Below are 18,701 nucleotides of genomic sequence, written 5' to 3' on the forward strand. Positions count from 1 at the left end.
TCCTCCTTATTTCTTCACTAAATTTTTACTACTTTGAAGTAGTTGGGAAACCGTAATTGAAGCTCTTATTTAAAATTAAGAATATAAATAAAGTTGGTATGGACGCAATAATTGCCGCTAATAAAGCAGAAGGTACATCATTTGTGCCAGCTGCTCCGTTCAGTAAAGACAATGAACTCATTATTGGCCTTGCTTCTGCTGACTTAGAAAGAGTTAGACCAAAGAGAAGATCATTCCATACCCATGTAAATTGAAATAAGAAACAAGCAGCTATTGGGGCCTTCGCCATTCTCATAAATATACTTAAATAAATTTTAAAATCAGATGCACCGTCCATTTTTGCAGACTCCACTAATTCTTTAGGAATCGAATAAAAGTAGTTTCTTAATACGAATAAACAAAAAGGGATGCAAAGCGCTGTGTATACAACTAATAGGCCTATCTTGGTATCATATAAATCTACATTTGAATACATACGAAAGATAGGAATAATATACATTTGAAATGGAAATATTGTTCCACTGTAAATTAACATAAACCAGAACATTTTCCCTTTTATTTTTAACGACGATATGGCATAAGCTGCTAAGGAAGCAAATAAGATTGCTAGTGTCGTTGCAATTGCACCGTAAAACAAACTATTTAGAAACCCCATCATAAAGTCTATGCGATCATTTACATATACAAAATTTTCTGCAATTGAAAAACTTTTGGGAAGGTCCCAAAACTCACCTAAATTATATTCTTTTCTTGATTTAACACTGTTTATCACGACATATAAAAATGGGAGAAACCATAAAAAAGCAAAAATCGAAAGAAATATACTTATGTTTTTTCTACTTCTATCATTATAGGTTTTCATAAATATATCACTCCTCCCCTTTAAACGTATCTCGCAATAAAAGCCACGAGATGATTAAAACAGTGACTGACAAGAACATTGCGATCGCTGAACCATAGCCCAACTGATTATTCACGAACGCTTCTTTGTACATCGTTACTGCTAATGTTTCAGAAGTTCTGTAAGGGCCTCCGTTTGTCATAACCCAGATTGTATCAAAAGACTTAAAGCTATTAACTAAAGACATGAGTAGTACGATAAGCATGATTGGCTTTAATAGGGGGAGAACAACTTTCCTGTATAACTTAATCCCCTGTGCACCTTCAATTCTTGCTGCTTCAATCGGCTCTTTCGGAATCTGATTCAATCCCACAATAAATAGAATTAAGTTCAATCCAATTCCTTGCCAGCCGCTAGAAACGACCATAATTAACGTGTTTAAATACGGCACTGTGAGCCAATCGTTAGCTAAACTATCGAAGCCCATAACTCCAAGTAAATGTGGTAAACCATAAGTGCTTAGAATTGTTGTTAAAATAATACCAGCAATGGTTTGAGACAATGCATTTGGTAAATAAAATACAGTTTTAAAAAAGGATTGTGTTTTTACGTGTGTAATAGCAATCGCAAAAAGTAAAGCGATCGCAACAGGGATGAGCAATGTACCAACAACCCAAATTAAAGTGTTGAGAGATGATAATAAAAAATTCGGATCTTGAAACATATTGATGTAATTTTGAAACCCGATGAATTTCATTTCATTTAATCCATCCCACTCTGCAAAACTTACAATTAAAGAGAAGACATCAGAGTAGATACAAAAAATACCGACCAGTATTACAGAAGGGGCCAAATATAAATATGGTATTATTTTGCCTATTTTACTTTTCATCGAAAGTTTCGACTTTGCAATTTCCATTTTTTTGCCTCCCTCTTTAAGCAACGTAACCGTTAATAGTGACCTGAAAAAATGACATGCCTGTCATTGAAAGTTAAAAAATTTAGGTTATATGAAATTTATTGAACCTTAGGGAGACAGGCATGGTATGTTTTGAAAACGCTTTAATTATAATGGGCACAAAAACTATTAAACTCATTTGTTTCTAAATGTGCTGTATCATTACTAACATTAAAATTCTTCTTCGTCTGCCACTTTCTGAATATTTTCCAGTGCTTTTTTAAGACTTTCATCACTTGGATTGTAGAAAAACTCCCACAAATTCTCTGTTGCAGAATTCACAATTGCCGATGGTGTTGATTCGTAATAGCGTAATTTCAAAATGTAATCATCACTATTTGCAATTTCATTAATTTCATCACTAATTTCATTTCCAGTCTTAACACCTTCTACAAACGCAGCTTTAGATTCTTTTGCATAAATTTCAAAGGCATCTTTCGTCTCCAATTCTCTCAATACTTCTTTCGCTTCTTCTTTTTGAGAACTTGCTTCTGAAACTACTAAAGGAGATGCTTCATAAAAAATAGCTGGTTTGGTAGATCCATCCATAGAAGGGATGACAAACATGCCGTAATCTTCATTTGCTTCCATACCATAATCATCTTCTAGTCCTTTAATAAAAATAGGTGGTTCATACGTCATTGCAGCGTCGCCTTTAGCAAACTGTTTAGTTTGATCTACAGCTTTTACCGGTTCGCCGAAATACCCTTTTTCGATCATTGATTGCCAAGCACTTAACGCCTCTACAACCCGTTCATCTTCATAAGACACATTTCCTTCCACTAACTCTGTATAAAGATCAGGGTCATAAGCGCCAAGGAAAAATTGTAGCCACACAAAACTTGCCCATCCATCATTCTTAACTGCTAATGGTATAACTCCTTCATTTTTTAACGTTTCTGCAATATTTAAGAAATCATCAAATGTCTCTGGTGGAGATAGATTATACTCTTCAAAAACCTTCTTATTATAAAAGACAACATTATATAAAACAGATAATGGTGCTCCATATACCTTTCCATCTACTGTGAAAGCATCAGCTAATTCAGGATTGATTCCTGCTTCGGTATAATAATCTTCCCATTCAGCTGTTAAATCTGCAATTTGCCCGGTGGTAGCTAAATCTTTCAATCGATAGCCACTCCACCACTTAAAAATTCCAGGTGAATTTTCTTTCCCTAAAGATTGTGAAACAGCAGTTTGATAAGCTTGACCATCGGAATAACCTGTAAACTTTATAGGTAAATCAATCTCTTCGGATATCTTTTTAACAGTTGGTTCATCATCAGCTAAGTCTGAATAATAATCGACAGTATTTTTACTATCCTCACTACTTCCTTCACACGCGACTAAAAGGATACTTATGCTAGCCACCATTAGAAGTGTAAAAATAAACTTTTTCATCATCTTGACAAACTCCTTCCTGAACCCACTATTTTAAATTATTTGTATAAAATTAAAAATCAGATAATTTGTTCTAAAAATAAACTAGAATCGTTTATAATGCTCAAATAATCCTTTAAACGTAGACAGTTCTGTTTGTTTACTCAACATGATTGGCATTTTTTTATCATCATAATTTTCCATCAAGCCACTTTCGTAGTATTTAAATATTTTAGCAAGTTCACCACCAATAACAATGACATCTGGCTTAAATTCTTTATTTATAGTGGTAAGTACTTCACTGAAATAGTGCCCAAACTTGTTAAATAACTCGATCGCTTTATAATCTCCTAACTCATACTTTTCTATAATCTCATCTATGTTTTCGGCAACACCGATTTCTTTGGCCATTCTAATTATTCCTCTGTGAGATAGATAATCATCAATAATCGAATCATGAAATGAAAGATTATAAATCCAACCGTTAGGAGGCACATCATAGCGATCTGTAATAATTGTATTATTCTCTAAAAATGCTGAACCTACTCCATTTCCTAGAGTCAAGAAAAGCCCTCGATTGATTATGCTGTCAAGTTCTCGATTTTTCCATTCTCCCATAGCAAACATGCTTACATTATTTTGGAAAAAGAAAATAGCATCTCTTGAAATTTGGTTAAATATTCTTCTTTTCGATAAGCGCTCCAAGATTTCTTTTTGAATATTAACTCCATAAATAGAGTTATATTTATCGACACCTTTTACATAACAAATTCCATTTTCATAATCAAATGGCCCAGGGAAGGCAAAACCTATTCCTTTAATTAAGTAATTTTCATCTAAAATTCTATTAATTTGATTACAGATTATATTTGTTAAATTATCTAAAATCACCTCCGCACTCTTACGACTTTTAGCTGGATAAAAAGAAAAAGAAGAATTTATAAACTCACCTCGTTGATCGAAAGCACCTCCTTTTATAAATTGTCCACCTACATCAAACGCTAAAAAATAATTATTCATCATATCATTCACCTAACTTAAAATATATAGTAGTGATTAAAGTTTGTATTTGTAATATTAAGCCTTATATTTATAAAATTCGGACATTACATTTAAAATGAATTGAATATCCTCTGAAAGATAGTATAGTATCATTAGCAATAAAGTTACAATTATGACTGTAATACGCTTTAAGTTTCTTGTAAATTGAATGTTACGAATGTCCAAACCAATCTTGCTAAATATCATGTATATCATTTCATCTTTATAAGTGTAAGTTTTCATCTAACCATAGGGAATTGTATGTGGTATCTGAATTAAAGAAAGTAATAACTTAGAACTAATAAAAGCCAAAAGGATGAATGTTAAGTATGGACATTCTTATTGAGAGCACGACAATAAATCAAGGAAATCATTACTTAAATCACCATATCAACTATGTAGAAAGTGAAAAAATGAATTTATACCTTTATTTTTGGGGTGGAGGAGACTCTTTACGAAATGACTTCTCTAGTAAATATTATGAAATGTACTATATTTTAAACGGAGAAGGTACGTTTATTTATAACAAACAGGATTATCACATCATCCCTGGGGATTTATTTATTTTAAAACCATACACAGAGTTTCAACTAAAAGATAAATCAAATTTGAATATGTTATTTTTTGCTTTTGAACCTTATTCGTTAACAAAGACAGAGGAATTAATGAAATTCTTCGATCGAATAGAAAGTGTAGAGAACTTTGAGCATTTATTATTAAACGATCAATTTAATCTGGGGTTGTTATGGAAAGAAATCCTAATTCAGAGTAATCAACAAACCATATTTACAAAAGAAATCATCGAACCTTTGGCCTGTACTCTCATTAAAATTATTATTCAAAATTTCTACCAACAACTTATGGCTCTCGAAGATAGTGAACTCAAAAAGTCTAGAGAGCTTGAATCAAATGCGATTATTTATAATGCTAAATTGTTTATAAATGACAATTTAGCCACTTCTTTAAAGTTAAATGATGTAGCAGACTACCTTCACGTTTCTTATCGTCATCTTTCAAGACTATTTACAAAGCATCTTGACGTCACGTTTTCGCAATATGTACGTTCAGAAAAAATGAATAAAGCCGCTATATTACTTGCTACAACAGATTTACCCATTAAAACAGTTGCTCAAAAAGTTGGCTATGATACGGTTCACTATTTTTCAAGTGTATTTAAGAAAGTAATGGACATTCCACCAGGAGAGTTCAGATCGAGATTAAAATCGGATTAATAATAATTTAAAAGTGAACTTTAGGAGAAGGGTGATATAAATTATGACAAATCATCGTTTAATGCTTGCCTTAGATGTCGGTGGAACTTTCATAAAAGGATGTATTATTGAAAATCATCGAATTAATACTTCAACCATAAAAAAATATCATACTTATTCATATCTAGATGCAGATGCGATTCTCAACAATTTTAAAATAGTAATTGAAGATCTATTCTACCAATACCTAAGACATTACAAGAAAGAAAGTATAAACCAATTAGTTATTGGATTGACTTTTCCTGGTCCTTTTGATTATCAAAATGGTGTTAGTTACATGAAAGGCATAGGGAAGTTTGATACATTATACGAAATGAATATTCGCGACGAAATACTAAAAAGGTTACGCGCTGCTCGTCTTCCGGTAAACGATCAAATTATAATTCGTTTTGAGAATGACTGCCGTTTATTTGGGGTCGGCGTAAGTGAGGAACTTTCAGAGCAAAAATTAATCTGTTTGACAATTGGAACAGGATTAGGGTCTGCCTTTTTAGATGAAGGAAATATTATAAGAAACCAAAAAGGCATTCCGTTAGAAGGTTACCTCTATCAAGCTCCGTATAAAGAATCAATCGTAGATGATTATTTTTCGATAAGAGGCATTCTCAAATTAGCCTCGTCTAACGGAATTGATACAAATCGTTACAGTACTGTGAAAGGCATTTCTCTTCTTGCAATAGAAAAAGAGGAATCAGCTATCCAAACTTTTGAGGTTTTCGGAAAGAACTTAGCTGAGATGTTAAAACCTTATATTGAATCCTTTCAACCAGATAAAATTGTGTTAGGGGGGCAAATCTCAAAAAGCTTTGACTTATTTGGATATCCTTTACAAAAAATTGCTCAGCAGAATAATATTGATGCAGTAGCCTTGAAAGACGAACAGTATTACACTTTTAAAGGAATTGATTTAACTTTCAATAATGATGACCATATCATGAATTAGTATTTGCTATTTATTGTTTCGGCCAACGAGTACATGAGTCGTTGGTTTGAAACGTTTTTATTTAGCAATGTTATTTACGCTTCTATTATTATCTAATGAAGGGGTGATCATCATGGAAGTTATGCCCTCTAATGAAAGAAGAATAATGCAGCGGACTGCCTTGCAGCGAGGAAGATATACTTCCATTAGTTGAATTCTAATTTGGAGGTAACGATAGGACACTTGTGTCAAAACCGTGAAGTTTAGTGATTTTATATTGTGAAATACTGAACAATGTATTATAATAAAAACATAATCACATGGAGCTAGTATAAAGTAACATGTGAAACACTGAACAAACAAACTGAATGGAAGTGTTGAATAATGAGAGTAGCAGTTATTGGATGTACACATGCGGGAACGGCAGCGATTAATAATATATTGAATCTTTACCCTGATGCACAAATTGATGTTTTTGAAAAGAACGATAATGTTTCCTTCTTATCTTGCGGAATTGCGCTCTATGTAGGCGGAGTGGTAGAGGATCCGAATGGACTGTTTTATGCTTCTGTAGAACAATTTGAAAAACAAGGTGTACAGATGCATATGAATCATGAAGTGACCTCCTGTGATATTGATCGTAAACAATTACAAGCAAAAGATATGAAAACAAATACTACAACAAACTATAGCTATGATAAGTTGATCATTACATCTGGCTCTTGGCCAGTAACACCACCAATCTCTGGTTCCAATTTAGATAACGTGTTGTTATGTAAGAACTTCTATCATGCGAAAGAGATTATCAAACGTTCAGAACCAGTTCGCAATGTGGTAGTTGTCGGAGCAGGCTACATTGGAATTGAGCTTGCAGAAGCATTTGAGGAAAATGGAAAGAACGTCACCTTAATTGATAGTGAAGAACGAATATTAAATCGTTATTTAGATAAGGAATTCACAGCCCCAGTAGAAGAGACTTTTGAACACCGTGGCATTGATTTAGCCCTTGGGCAAACTGTTGCAAAATTCGAAGGTACTAATGGAGTAGAAAGGGTAATCACGGATAAAGGGGAATATAACGCAGACCTTGTTGTGATGTGTATTGGATTTAGACCAAATACAGAGCTAGTTAAAGGTCAAGTGGATATGTTAGGTAATGGTGCCATTATCGTCGATGTATATATGCAAACAAGCAGGAAAGATGTGTACGCAGCGGGGGATTGCTGTGCGGTATATAATAATGCTTCCCAACAACCGACTTATATCCCATTAGCAACCAACGCGGTTAGAATGGGAACGCTTGTAGCGCATAACCTAGTAAATCCTGTATTAGCACACCCTGGCACACAAGGTACGTCAGGGTTGAAGATATACAATCATAACATTGCCTCAACTGGATTAACGGAAACAAGTGCCAAGATAGCAGGATTATCTGTAGGGAGTGCGTTGATCACAGATAATTATCGTCCGGAATTTATGCCAGAGAATGCGGTTATCCAATTGAAGCTAGTCTATGAAACAGAAACACATCGTATTGTTGGTGCGCAAGTCATTTCTGATGCTGACTTTACACAGGCAATTAATACAATCAGTGTTGGGATTTCCAACAATATGACGATTGAACAACTAGCTTTAACGGATTTCTTTTTCCAACCACATTATAATAAACCAGTTAATTACCTGAACCAGGTTGCAATGGAAGCAATGGCGAAGGAAGCGAAGAGAGGGAAAGAGCTAGAAGCTGTGATTTAGAGTAGAATTATTGATAGGGATAAAACAACAGCTATTGGATTCCAATAGCTGTTTTCATGTAGTCAACTAAGCCCAAATAAATACTAAAAGAGCCACTAACCTGGTTGAAATGTTATAAAGAAAGAACAATAGTTTGATAAACTCATGGGTGGGTTGGCATTCATCTTCCGAAAGAAGGGAGGTGGTGCCAATGACAGTATTCGAAGCATTGATGGTAGCATTGACTTTCGGAATGCTGATTGTAGCTATACTGTCATCTAACCAAAAAAAATAGCCCCCATTGAGTTAATGATATGCTCCCCTTAAGGTAGACAGATTAAAAAAAAATCTGTTTATCTTAAGGGGAGTATTTTTATGGGCAAAAATGCTATAACCTTTCTCGGAAAATGGATGCGTTCTCTAATGCATGTTGATTTGACTGTGAAGCAATCTCACGCTAACCTTTAATAAAGCATAACGTCTAAATCGAAATAAGGGAGGGATAATTTGAGTAAAAGATGGAAGTCATTTCTTGGTGGAATTGTGGGCGTCGTCATAGGTCTTATGATTGCGAGTCTAATTCGAGATGGACAAATAGATTGGAGGCCAATCTGGTTTTTTACTCCGTTTGTTTTCTTACTATTGCTTTTTAACTTGGGTTTGAATTTATATAGGAAAAGGGATTAGCCCAGGCTATTTATACTTTGCTACGGGGGAGACATATGAAAATTCATTATTATTTAGGGTGGTTTAATCATTTTTTTCCAGAGAAGCTGGTTAAAGTGTTACAGGAGGATATAACAGAACGAAAATCGCTTGTTATGATTAGTTCAAATCCGTCTCTTTATGATGAAATTGGTTCTACTGAACGCTCATGGCTTGATCAGGCCAGTATTATGTTTGAAGAATATCATGTGATTAATTATCGCATGCAGAAAGAAGAGGCTCAATCTTTAATCCAAAGGGCTTCCGTCATTTTCTTTTTGGGTGGAGATCCGCTTAAACAAAACGAATTTTTGGCAGAATATGAGTTGTCGGATTTAATTAAAAGAAGCGGAGCTGTTGTGATGGGAGCAAGCGCTGGTGCGATCAACATGTCCGCTAAAGGCTTATGCTCTCCAAACCTAGGATTTAATGTAGAAACAAGCTCTATCTATGAAGGAATCGGTCTTGACAATTTTTCGGTTTTGTCTCATTTTGACCTTGAAAATAATATGCCACTAGTTCAAAGGGAACTGTCTCCCTTATCGGAAGAAATGGATGTTTATGTGTCAAACAAGGATTGTTCTGTACGTGTGAAGGGAGAGCAAATCGATATAATAGGCGATGTATTTTTACTTTCACGCTCAACGATTCAAAAATTGGATGAAACGCTTTAGGTATAGGGAGAACGTTTTTTAGGGCGCGTTGCTATATAAGCTTTACGCCCATTATTACCTCATCATGTTATATCGGTGATTACAGAAAAGTAAATTGTGATAAACGGAAGAAAGTGTCGGGAAAGAATCTAATACAATATTTTAGGGGGCACAGAACATGAAAACATCATTTCAAGATGAAGTGAGAAGTCTTTACCAACAATTAATAGATACATGGAACAAACGAGATGCAGAAGGAATGGCTGAGCAATTTGCAGAACAAGGAGTCCAAATTGGTTTCGATGGAAGTAAGCTAATTGGGCGAGAGGAGATCTTATCGCACCTCCAACCCATCTTTGAAAACCATCCTACTGCTCCTTTCATAACGAAAGTGCAAGATATTCGTACATTGGGGACGGATGCTGCAATTTTGCATGCTATTGCAGGGATGATTCCACATGGAAAGACAGAGATTGAGCCTTCGGTAAATGCTCATCAAACGCTTGTTGCAGTGAAGAAAGATAATGCATGGCAAATTGTGCTCTTTCAAAATACTCCAGCTCAATTTCACGGGAGACCTGAATTAGTCGAGCAAATGACAGAGGAGCTAAACCAATTAATTAAATAACGAATGTCGTAGCTTCGTTAAATGCAGCAAAACAGGTATTACACATGTAACGCAAACATTTCTTGTTAATTAGTTTTTTATATCCAATCTCTAAATAACTCCTCCCATATATGTTGGCCACATACCTTGGAGCAAGCTCTTTCGGATGAATGGTCTAAATCACGAATGGGTGGGAAGTTGAAACCGTAGTAGTTTTCTGCGGTTTTACTGGAGATTTTTTGATCACAGCCCCCGCACTTAAAACTCCAATCCCGCTTCAAGTTGGGTTTGAAATGCTTAGGTTTAAATTAGCAATAAATTATCTTTTTAATAACACTTCCTTACAGTGGTAATATGACACCTATGAAGCATTCATCTTTCTAAACCCACAAGCCCCCTCCAAATTCTTCCGTCTCCATTTTTTGAAAGCCAAGTATAGATTACTAGATTGTCGAGTATAGATTATTATATTTGTAAGGTGGATAAATCGACAGGAGGGGGCAGCCCCATGAAATTAAGAGAGAACAGTAGCTTTGTTCGTTTTTGGATTGCATCGACCACTTCAAGCTTTGGTACATATATTACAACGCTGGCTCTTCAGGTACTGGTTGTTGGTAATATGGGAGGCAGTGCAGTTGATGTTGGCTGGGTTTCCGCATCTAGATGGATTCCGTACGTCCTTTTGGGGTTAATAGCGGGTGTGTTAATTGATCGTTTTCACCGCAAGACTGTATTAGTAGTAACAGATATGGGGCGCGGCATTATCCTTGCCTGCATTTGCTTATTGTCTATCACAGGTGTAATCAGTATTGGCTGGCTAATGTTCCTGCTGGTGCTTTTTGGTGCGTTGTCTCTTTTTCATGATAGTGCTTACCAGTCCTTTGTGCCTCAATTAGTTCCTCGTCCTTTATTAACACGTGCAAATGCACGGTTAGAACAAAGCACAGCTGTTGCGGAAACGAGTGGTCCAGCTATAGGAGGGGGACTTGTTTCCTTAATCGGTGCACCATTCGCCCTTCTTTTTGATGCCTTCTCCTATTTGTTTTCAGGTGTATTAATGGCATCCATTAAACATCAGCCTGTAAACAAGGTGACGACTGGACCACTTGGTCAGCAAATCAAGGAAGGTTTGCGGTGGGTCTACCAGCACCAATACCTTCGCACCCTCGCTTTAAATACGCACGCCTGGTTTCTCTTTCATAGCATGACGATGACGATCCTCGTATCGATTGTTTTAATTGAGCTTGGCTTTAATGCCTCCCTTCTTGGGTATATCCTTGCCGCAGCAGGTGTTGGTGCTGTCGCAGGAACCTCTCTATCTCCGCGAGTCGGTGTGCGCTTTGGTGTAGGGCGTGCAATGGCTTTTTCACGAATTCTCTATGGCCCAGCAGTTGTCTTGGTGGCTCTAGCTCCAGCAGTTAATAGCTTCGACTCACACTACTTCGCTCTCCTTTTTATGGTTGTAGGGCAGCTCTTTTACGGCTTTGCCATGGGAATCGAGGGACCTCTTGAGATGGGGTATCGGCAGTATATCACGCCATCTCACTTGCAAGGTCGCATGAATGCCACACTGCGATCCATCAACCGTAGTGCAGTCGTTATCGGAGCTCCACTAGGAGGTGCTCTTGCTGACGGACTAGGTTTCACAACGGCTTTATGGATTTCGATAGCAGGACTAACTTTATGCGGAATATGGTTCAGTCTATCCCCGATGCGAAATGCTAGAATAGAAGATAACGAAACGTAACATGCATTTACTAATAAAACGCTGACTGTACTAGATATTAAAAAGCGCGTGCGTTATTCTTAAATTCTTTCTCGCTTCTTTCCCCCAACTCTTTACAGCTTCCACACTCACATTTTCCTTTTCGGCAATATCCTTAAGTGGCATGTCCAATAGAACGGCATGATAGAACCATTTCCACTGTTTTTCGGTAAGTAGGGATTTTATTTCCTTTAGTAGTTGTGGAATATCGTTATACGTTACAGGAGGAGTGGTTTTTGGTAATAAGGGAGCTTGGCATTCGAGATAGTTTTGTTGCTTGAGAGATTCGTTTGTTTCCTTTCGAAGCAGGTCGATGAGTTTATGGCGGATGGTGTAATTGAAGTAAGTGGCCATTGGGCCTTTGTCGGGGTTGTACTTTTCATAGGCCTGCCACATGGCGATGAGCCCTTCCTGGTAGTATTCCTTATGGGGGTCTTGGAGGTTAAGCTTGTGGATGTGGTAATGAATGCGTCGCTTGTTCTGCTCGTAAATTTCTTCAAAGGTGTAGGATTTTGACATGAAATGCCTCCTTTAGTGGATTGGAGAGGGGAGATGCCATTTCTGTCTTGATGAAGAGGGGGAGAACATGGATGCTAGTCTTCTTTCTTTGCTGCTTGCTGTACTTGCCAATAGAAGTAGTGGGAGAGGTCGTGAAGTTCCTTTTTCCCTAGTCTGGTCCAACTGTTTACATCTAATAGAAAGGGCTGCTTATAACCGGCGTCTTCTAAGAGATTAAGAACGTCATTTATTTTGCGGTAGTTCTTTAGATAAACAGGTTCTTCTCCTCGTAACAGGGAATCAATCGGTACCTGAAAAAGATCGGCTATCTGCATGATCGCTTCATAGCTTGGCCTGCGTTCTTCTCTTTCATATTTTCCAAATGTATTTTGGGAATATCCCAATTTGAAGCTTATTTCTTGCTGTGTATACCCGGCCTTTTCGCGAAGATTTTCTAATCGTAAACCGAACCCTTCCACTGTGAACACCTCTCTATCGCCTAAAAAATACCACAAATAATTCTGATAAAAGGAAAAACACCCAATTTGGGTGTTTTTAGTTGGTGTCGGTGGGTGTTTTGTGCGTTATAGAGTTCGGTGTCGTTTTGTAGATCAGCGCAATGAATTAGCTATTTTGTGGAAAGGAAGATTATTTAAGAAAGTAGCTGGTCGATAGAATGTTAGAAAATACCAAGCAAAAAGACGCCCTCTTATTAAAGAAAGCGCCCGAGTTAACTTCATTTTTTAGTTCTCTTTTTTTGTGTCTTTTCATCCAAAATGGAACGTAAATCTTTAATGTCCTCTTCTGACAAAGAATCCTCCTGAATGAACTGAACCAGCATAGACTTTAACGTTCCGCCATAAATTCGCTTAACAAAAGACTGTGCTTCGGCACGTTGACACTCATCTTGCGAATAAAGAGGGAAAAAAGTATAGACCCTCTGCTCTTTATTGACGCCGACAACCTTTTTTTGGGTAAGACGATCCAAGAGTGTGCGTACGGTTTTCTTCTTCCAGTCTGTATGCTTCTGCAAGGAAGAGATAATCTCACTGGCAGTTTGGGGGGCCTTTTTCCAGAGCACATGCATAACTTCCCATTCTGATTCTGAAATATTGGGGATTTTCTTTGACATCCTTTTTCCTCTCTCCTTCTATGGACGCTTGAATCAGACCACTCATCCTTCTATTCCATGGATGATTTCTTTATCCCTCAAAATAGATAAGGTAATGTTTGCTGCTTTGCTTCCATCACTATTATCTTCATTTTGAATATTTGTTGCAAAAAAATAGGTCTTTTCCTTGGTCTCTACATACCCAATGAACCATCCGTTGACATTCTTTCCATTCACAGTGCCTGTCCCCGTTTTACCGGATAGTTTTTCTCCATCACGTTCCTCTAATTTAATGATATCTTTAACGGTTTTGATATTCTTTTCATCAAAGTCAAACGCGTTTGTATAGAATGCCTTTAGTAATTGTACCTGTTCTACTGGAGATATCTTTAATGAAGATTCGAGCCAATATTCTTCCAATCCACCGGAAAGATCACCATTACCGTAGCTAAGTTGTTTAAGGTAAGCTTGAATGGTATCTTGTTGTATTTTTTTATCCAATTTCTGAAAATACCAGGTAACAGAATGTTTCATTGCTGAAGATAAAGATTGACTCCTATTCCATTCTTCATATGGATACACTGTTCCATCCCAGGGGATTTGTGAATTATCATTCGATATAACATCCGTCTCCAATCCGAGCAACGCGCTATAAATCTTATAAGTAGAATCTGGAGAAATTCTCCGTGTGCTCTTACTTTGATTATGGATATGATACGTATCAGCTTGCATGTCATATAAGACAAAGCTCCCGTCATATCCTGTAAAATATTCGCTTAGATCCTCATAGACCGTGCGTTCCTCATTAAAATCATAACGACTACTGTCATCAGCCATTACAGAAACCAAGGGTGCCTGACTTACTACAAATACTCCGACGAGGAGAAAGATGGAGACGCTCTTCAGCTTCAAGCTCATTGATTCCGTTGTAAAGGAGGCAATTCTTTCAATGCGTTTTTTTATTTGCCCTTTAGAACCGTTCAGTTCATTTGCCAACCCGATGTTCTTCGGGTTGGATGCTTTGTCTACAAAATTAATAATGGTATTGCCATATTCTTGATAGCTGGGCTCCTCTAGAGTGTGTAAAACAGCATTATCACAAGCTATCTCTCGATCCACTTTCATTTCTTTAAAAGCCATCCAGACAAGCGGATGAAACCAGTACAAAATCTGATAAACAATAATAAAGTAATTTGACACAATGTCTTTATATTTATAATGATTCAGTTCATGCAAGAAAATGTACTGTATCTCATTCATAGACATCCATTCTTCAATACGGGAGGGTAGCACCACATAGGTCTTAAATAGACCAAATGTCATAGGAGATTTCACAAGGTCTGATTCCCTTACAATTACACGTCCTGTTATATTTAGACGATGCTTACAATGTATAAATAATCTTAGAACTTCTTTATTTTTGGGAGCAGTTGACGTGGCTTTAATTTTCTTTAACATGAACCACCCTTGTAAAGTCAGAACAGCCATGACTATCATTCCTGCAATCCATATACTGGCTAGTAGTATATTTAGGAATTCCATATCAAATCGATTTACGGATAGTGTAAAGTCCTGCATCCAGCTGGGATTTCCCGCAACTGCAGTGTCACTGGTGGTTATAGAATGGTTGATTTCATCGTTTAGGTTGACGTCTAATGAAGTGAAAAAGTTTCCAAAATCAATTAACTGTTTTGGCAAAAAAGGAAGCGTTAATGCAATTAGAAATAAAAACCATAGATTATATTGCCATTTAGCTGATAGCTGATTTTGAAATATTTTTTTAACTAGCTTAATAACCGCAAGCGTAATAGAAGAAACTAGCAAACTTATTACAAGGTAAGTTAAGACCAAGCTGATCACCTCCGTTTTCGCCCCCACTTACAGTCCTAACATTCTTTAATATTAAATGATCGAAGAGCCTTTATTTTAACATTTACTGACCAGTTTATCACTTCCAATCTTTTAATGTTGACTGTATACAGAGGTATTGAGGCATCTAAATAAACGAAGTATTGACATTGTAAGACTACAGATGTAATATTGGACTACATTCGTAATCGTGTTTCAGGAAGGAGGGAAATCTGAGAAATTAGAATGTATGTTAGACAACAGGGTAATCGCCGAGCGAACTATTCAATTAGTTTAAGAAACCCAGATTTATTCAATAGATATAGAAAGAGGTCATATACATGGAAAATAAAGCTAGATTTAGTATGAATAAAGTAATATTGCTAATGTTGTTACTAGCCCTGATTTCGCTCGTAGCTTGTGCGGATGCTGACAGTTCAACCGACACTTCATCAAAAGAGGAGAACGAAAAGGGACAAAGTGCTAAGCTAGATGAGCAGTTCGCCGTATTGGAGGATGATTTTGATGCACAGCTTGGTGTTTATGCGCTTGATACGGGGTCGAATCAGACGATCGCATATCGAGCTGAGGAGCGTTTTGCCTTTTCGTCTACATATAAGGCTTTAGCCGCAGCCTTTGTGCTAAAGCAGAACACGTTAGAAGAGCTTAACGAAGTGATGACATATACGGAAGATGACCTGGTTACCTACTCGCCGGTTACGGAGAAGCACGTAGATACGGGCATGACTCTTTTAGAAATTGGGGAAGCGGCAGTCCGTACAAGTGACAACACCGCGGGGAACCTTTTATTTGATGCATTGGAAGGGCCAGCTAAATTTGAGGAAGCTCTAAGACAAATCGGCGATGATGTTACACAGTCTGACCGATATGAAACAGAATTGAATGAGTTCAATCCAGAAGATACTCGTGACACCAGCACACCTAAAGCCCTGGCCACCAATCTTAAGAAGTTTGCAGTAGGCGACTTGCTTACAGATGAAAAGCGTGAACTATTCACGGATTGGCTCCAAGGCAATGCAACAGGTGATACGCTAATTCGTGCCGGCGCACCTGAAGGCTGGGTGGTCGGTGATAAGAGTGGGGCAGGAACATACGGAACGAGAAATGACATTGCAGTAGTTTGGCCGCAAGATAGAGAACCAATCGTCATTGTAATAATGTCCCGCCATGATACCGAGGATGCTGACTATGACGATGCGCTGATCTCGGAGGCTGCTAAAGTTGTTTTTGATGCGTTGAAGTGATCGTGGGGAGTAGGTAAAGAACAAGGGATTTATTCCGGAGCAACCGTCCGTAAGACTCCCCCTTCAAAACATGAAGTGAAACAGTTAGTTTTTAGTGGGAGTAAACGGCCGCTAACACCCCGATTCGTTCAACTAACAATCAGTGGGGGAAGAACGAAAATCCCCACTGATTGAAGTTTCACTTTATGGATAGATTGCGTTATTGTTTTTTACAAACGGACCATATTGTTGAATAACACTATATGCTAATTCACAAGAAAAACATCTATTTTGCATTCTGATTCAAAATGGATGTTTTTTGTTGTGGTTTTTAATCAATCTTTATTTCTTAACCATACCTGTATTTTCTGAATCTTATTGACCAGTTTGGTCATTTGTGGTATATTCAAATGACCAAACCGGTCAATTGGGTATGGAAGAAAGGAGGTAACCATCATATACTCCGTATTTAACAACCTGAAAACAGAAAAACAAGAGCTTATTATAAATGCCGCAACAAAAGAATTTGTAAAAAGCGGATTTGAAAAGGCGTCAACGAATGAGATTGTAAAAGAGGCAAATATTTCCAAAGGATCATTGTTTAATTATTTTAATAGCAAGAAGGAACTTTATTTTTATTTAATCGAGTATGGGGTTCAAGTTGTCGAGCAAATTTATGAGCAAATAGATTTGAATGAAACCGACCTATTTAAAAGAATCGAGAAGTTGGGATTAAAGAAATTGCATATCCAAAGAAAATTTCCTCAGGTATTTGATTTTCTTACTTCATTAGCCCATGAGGAATCTGATGAAGTGAAGGATGATGTTCAGCATAAAATTAATTATATCTTTGAAAGAGGGATTGAAAAACTATATCAGAATATAGACTACTCCAAATTTCGTGAAGGGATTGATGTTCAAAAGGCGATTGACATTCTTAATTGGACAATGCTCGGGTTTGCGGAAAGAGCGGTTAATCAATTAGACACCTTTGAAGAAGTAGGAGAGCAATATATCAAAGAATGGGAGAGTTATTCGAAAGTACTGAGGGATAGCTTTTACAAATACGAAGAAGAAATTTGACCATATTGAGGTTATAAATTTAGCGAAGACCAGAAAGATGATGGCTTAATATAAGGGTTTAGAATGACCTCAGAATTAATAAAAACAAGTTTGAAAAACGACAATACGAATCATATATTCATCCAAATTTTTTCTTGAAAAAGGGGTGTAAGGATTATGACAAAAATTGTAAAGGTACAAGGTTTACAAAAAAAATTCGGTAAGTTTCAGGCGTTAAGAGACGTAGAATTCTCGGTAAATGCTGGGGAGGTTGTCGGTTTTATTGGTCCCAATGGGGCTGGGAAATCTACAACAATCCGTATTTTACTTGGAATTATCAATCGGGATGCAGGTAATGCTGAAATTTTCGGTAAGGATGTTTGGAAAGAGAGCATTGAAATTCACAAACGTATTTCTTATGTCCCGGGAGATGTCACGCTGTGGGGAAATCTGACAGGCGGTGAGATTATTGATTTATTTCTTAAATTGCATGGTGGAGGAGATAAGCAAAAACGTGACTATTTAATTAAACGTTTTGAATTGGATCCTAAGAAAAAGGCCAAGGGTTATTCTAAAGGAAATCGTCAAAAGGTGGGTTTGATTGCCGCATTATCTGCTGATTCCGATTTATACATTTTTGATGAACCAACTTCAGGTCTCGATCCTTTAATGGAAGCAATTTTTCAGGAAGAAGTAGAAAAAATCAAAGAATCAGGTAAATCCATTCTGTTGTCCTCTCATATTTTGAGTGAAGTGGAACGTCTAGCTGATAAGGTTGTCATCATTCGTCAAGGTGAGATTGTAGAAACCGGTTCCTTGGATGAATTGCGTCACTTGACCCGTTCCACTGTTACGTTGGCTACAGAAGGTGATGTGGCTGAAATGGCTGATATAAGTGGGGTTTTTGATTTCAAACAAAAAGATAATCAAGCCACATTCTCTGTTGATAATCAACATCTCAATCTTATTTTAATGGAAGCAAGCAAATTGGGGGTCAAGAAATTTGAATCCGTACCGCCAACTCTTGAAGATTTGTTTATGCGTCATTATGAAGGATAACT

Annotated in this window: 19 protein-coding genes and 1 pseudogene; 12 read left to right on the forward strand and 8 right to left on the reverse strand. The window is 37.0% G+C overall.

From position 1 onward, the window contains the following. Window positions 1–28 precede the first annotated feature (28 nt). From ACTWPF_RS04110 to ACTWPF_RS04125, 4 genes are all read right to left on the reverse strand, one after another. The gene (locus ACTWPF_RS04110) at window positions 29–862 is read right to left on the reverse strand and encodes a carbohydrate ABC transporter permease (protein WP_443148386.1); all 834 of its coding nucleotides are present in this window, start codon (window positions 860–862) and stop codon (window positions 29–31) included. 7 nt (window positions 863–869) lie between these two features. Continuing rightward, complete coding sequence (locus ACTWPF_RS04115) at window positions 870–1,760, reverse strand: carbohydrate ABC transporter permease (RefSeq protein ID WP_443148387.1); 891 nt, start codon at window positions 1,758–1,760, stop codon at window positions 870–872. 210 nt (window positions 1,761–1,970) lie between these two features. Continuing rightward, window positions 1,971–3,206: an ABC transporter substrate-binding protein gene (locus ACTWPF_RS04120; protein ID WP_443148388.1), complete on the reverse strand. Its 1,236-nt coding sequence runs from the start codon at window positions 3,204–3,206 to the stop codon at window positions 1,971–1,973. A gap of 81 nt (window positions 3,207–3,287) precedes the next feature. Beyond that, entirely contained in the window at window positions 3,288–4,202 is a 915-nt protein-coding gene (locus tag ACTWPF_RS04125) for an ROK family protein (RefSeq protein WP_443148389.1), read from the reverse strand. Window positions 4,203–4,552: 350 nt separating this feature from the next. Here ACTWPF_RS04125 and ACTWPF_RS04130 point away from each other — a divergent pair, with 350 nt between their 5' ends. The 8 genes from ACTWPF_RS04130 to ACTWPF_RS04165 all read left to right on the forward strand — a co-directional run bounded on the left by ACTWPF_RS04130 (window position 4,553) and on the right by ACTWPF_RS04165 (window position 11,859). Further along, on the forward strand, window positions 4,553–5,455 hold the full coding sequence (locus ACTWPF_RS04130; protein ID WP_238018234.1) for a helix-turn-helix domain-containing protein: 903 nt from the start codon (window positions 4,553–4,555) through the stop codon (window positions 5,453–5,455). 43 nt (window positions 5,456–5,498) lie between these two features. Beyond that, entirely contained in the window at window positions 5,499–6,437 is a 939-nt protein-coding gene (locus ACTWPF_RS04135) for an ROK family protein (protein WP_443148390.1), read from the forward strand. A 363-nt stretch (window positions 6,438–6,800) separates the two neighbouring features. After that, on the forward strand, window positions 6,801–8,168 hold the full coding sequence (locus tag ACTWPF_RS04140) for an FAD-dependent oxidoreductase (RefSeq protein ID WP_443148391.1): 1,368 nt from the start codon (window positions 6,801–6,803) through the stop codon (window positions 8,166–8,168). 190 nt (window positions 8,169–8,358) lie between these two features. Next, on the forward strand, window positions 8,359–8,442 hold the full coding sequence (locus ACTWPF_RS04145; RefSeq protein ID WP_379560307.1) for a putative holin-like toxin: 84 nt from the start codon (window positions 8,359–8,361) through the stop codon (window positions 8,440–8,442). A 212-nt stretch (window positions 8,443–8,654) separates the two neighbouring features. Continuing rightward, window positions 8,655–8,834 carry a hypothetical protein gene (locus ACTWPF_RS04150; RefSeq protein WP_443148392.1) on the forward strand — a complete coding sequence of 60 codons (180 nt, stop codon included), beginning with the start codon at window positions 8,655–8,657 and terminating at the stop codon, window positions 8,832–8,834. Between the two features lie 35 nt (window positions 8,835–8,869). Next, window positions 8,870–9,526, forward strand: coding sequence for a Type 1 glutamine amidotransferase-like domain-containing protein (locus ACTWPF_RS04155; protein ID WP_443148393.1), 657 nt, complete (start codon window positions 8,870–8,872; stop codon window positions 9,524–9,526). A gap of 157 nt (window positions 9,527–9,683) precedes the next feature. Then, window positions 9,684–10,133, forward strand: a complete 450-nt coding sequence (locus tag ACTWPF_RS04160) for an SgcJ/EcaC family oxidoreductase (RefSeq protein ID WP_443148394.1) — start codon at window positions 9,684–9,686, stop codon at window positions 10,131–10,133. A 487-nt stretch (window positions 10,134–10,620) separates the two neighbouring features. After that, window positions 10,621–11,859 (forward strand): MFS transporter, encoded by a 1,239-nt coding sequence (locus ACTWPF_RS04165; RefSeq protein WP_443148395.1) that lies wholly within the window; start codon window positions 10,621–10,623, stop codon window positions 11,857–11,859. 30 nt (window positions 11,860–11,889) lie between these two features. On the opposite strand, the gene ACTWPF_RS04170 is transcribed toward ACTWPF_RS04165, so the two are convergent. The 4 genes from ACTWPF_RS04170 to ACTWPF_RS04185 all read right to left on the reverse strand — a co-directional run bounded on the left by ACTWPF_RS04170 (window position 11,890) and on the right by ACTWPF_RS04185 (window position 15,337). Continuing rightward, window positions 11,890–12,396, reverse strand: a complete 507-nt coding sequence (locus tag ACTWPF_RS04170; RefSeq protein ID WP_443148396.1) for a sigma-70 family RNA polymerase sigma factor — start codon at window positions 12,394–12,396, stop codon at window positions 11,890–11,892. Between the two features lie 74 nt (window positions 12,397–12,470). Then, complete coding sequence (locus ACTWPF_RS04175; RefSeq protein ID WP_443148397.1) at window positions 12,471–12,854, reverse strand: helix-turn-helix domain-containing protein; 384 nt, start codon at window positions 12,852–12,854, stop codon at window positions 12,471–12,473. Between the two features lie 257 nt (window positions 12,855–13,111). Next, complete coding sequence (gene blaI, locus ACTWPF_RS04180; RefSeq protein WP_106897793.1) at window positions 13,112–13,507, reverse strand: penicillinase repressor BlaI; 396 nt, start codon at window positions 13,505–13,507, stop codon at window positions 13,112–13,114. 42 nt (window positions 13,508–13,549) lie between these two features. After that, the gene (locus ACTWPF_RS04185) at window positions 13,550–15,337 is read right to left on the reverse strand and encodes a BlaR1 family beta-lactam sensor/signal transducer (RefSeq protein WP_443148398.1); all 1,788 of its coding nucleotides are present in this window, start codon (window positions 15,335–15,337) and stop codon (window positions 13,550–13,552) included. Window positions 15,338–15,699: 362 nt separating this feature from the next. On the opposite strand from ACTWPF_RS04185, the gene bla reads away from it, so the two are divergent. The 4 genes and pseudogenes from bla (at window position 15,700) to ACTWPF_RS04205 (ending at window position 18,699) form a co-directional block, all read left to right on the forward strand. Continuing rightward, on the forward strand, window positions 15,700–16,599 hold the full coding sequence (gene bla / locus ACTWPF_RS04190; RefSeq protein ID WP_443148852.1) for a class A beta-lactamase: 900 nt from the start codon (window positions 15,700–15,702) through the stop codon (window positions 16,597–16,599). Between the two features lie 483 nt (window positions 16,600–17,082). Further along, window positions 17,083–17,154, forward strand: a pseudogene (locus ACTWPF_RS04195) (TetR/AcrR family transcriptional regulator); the annotation flags it as partial. 114 nt (window positions 17,155–17,268) lie between these two features. Then, window positions 17,269–17,661: a hypothetical protein gene (locus ACTWPF_RS04200; protein ID WP_443148399.1), complete on the forward strand. Its 393-nt coding sequence runs from the start codon at window positions 17,269–17,271 to the stop codon at window positions 17,659–17,661. A gap of 156 nt (window positions 17,662–17,817) precedes the next feature. Continuing rightward, window positions 17,818–18,699: an ABC transporter ATP-binding protein gene (locus ACTWPF_RS04205; protein ID WP_443148400.1), complete on the forward strand. Its 882-nt coding sequence runs from the start codon at window positions 17,818–17,820 to the stop codon at window positions 18,697–18,699. Window positions 18,700–18,701: the final 2 nt, after the last annotated feature.

This window comes from Oceanobacillus sp. M65 (assembly GCF_052246275.1).
Lineage (GTDB): Bacteria > Bacillota > Bacilli > Bacillales > Amphibacillaceae > Oceanobacillus_B > Oceanobacillus_B jordanicus.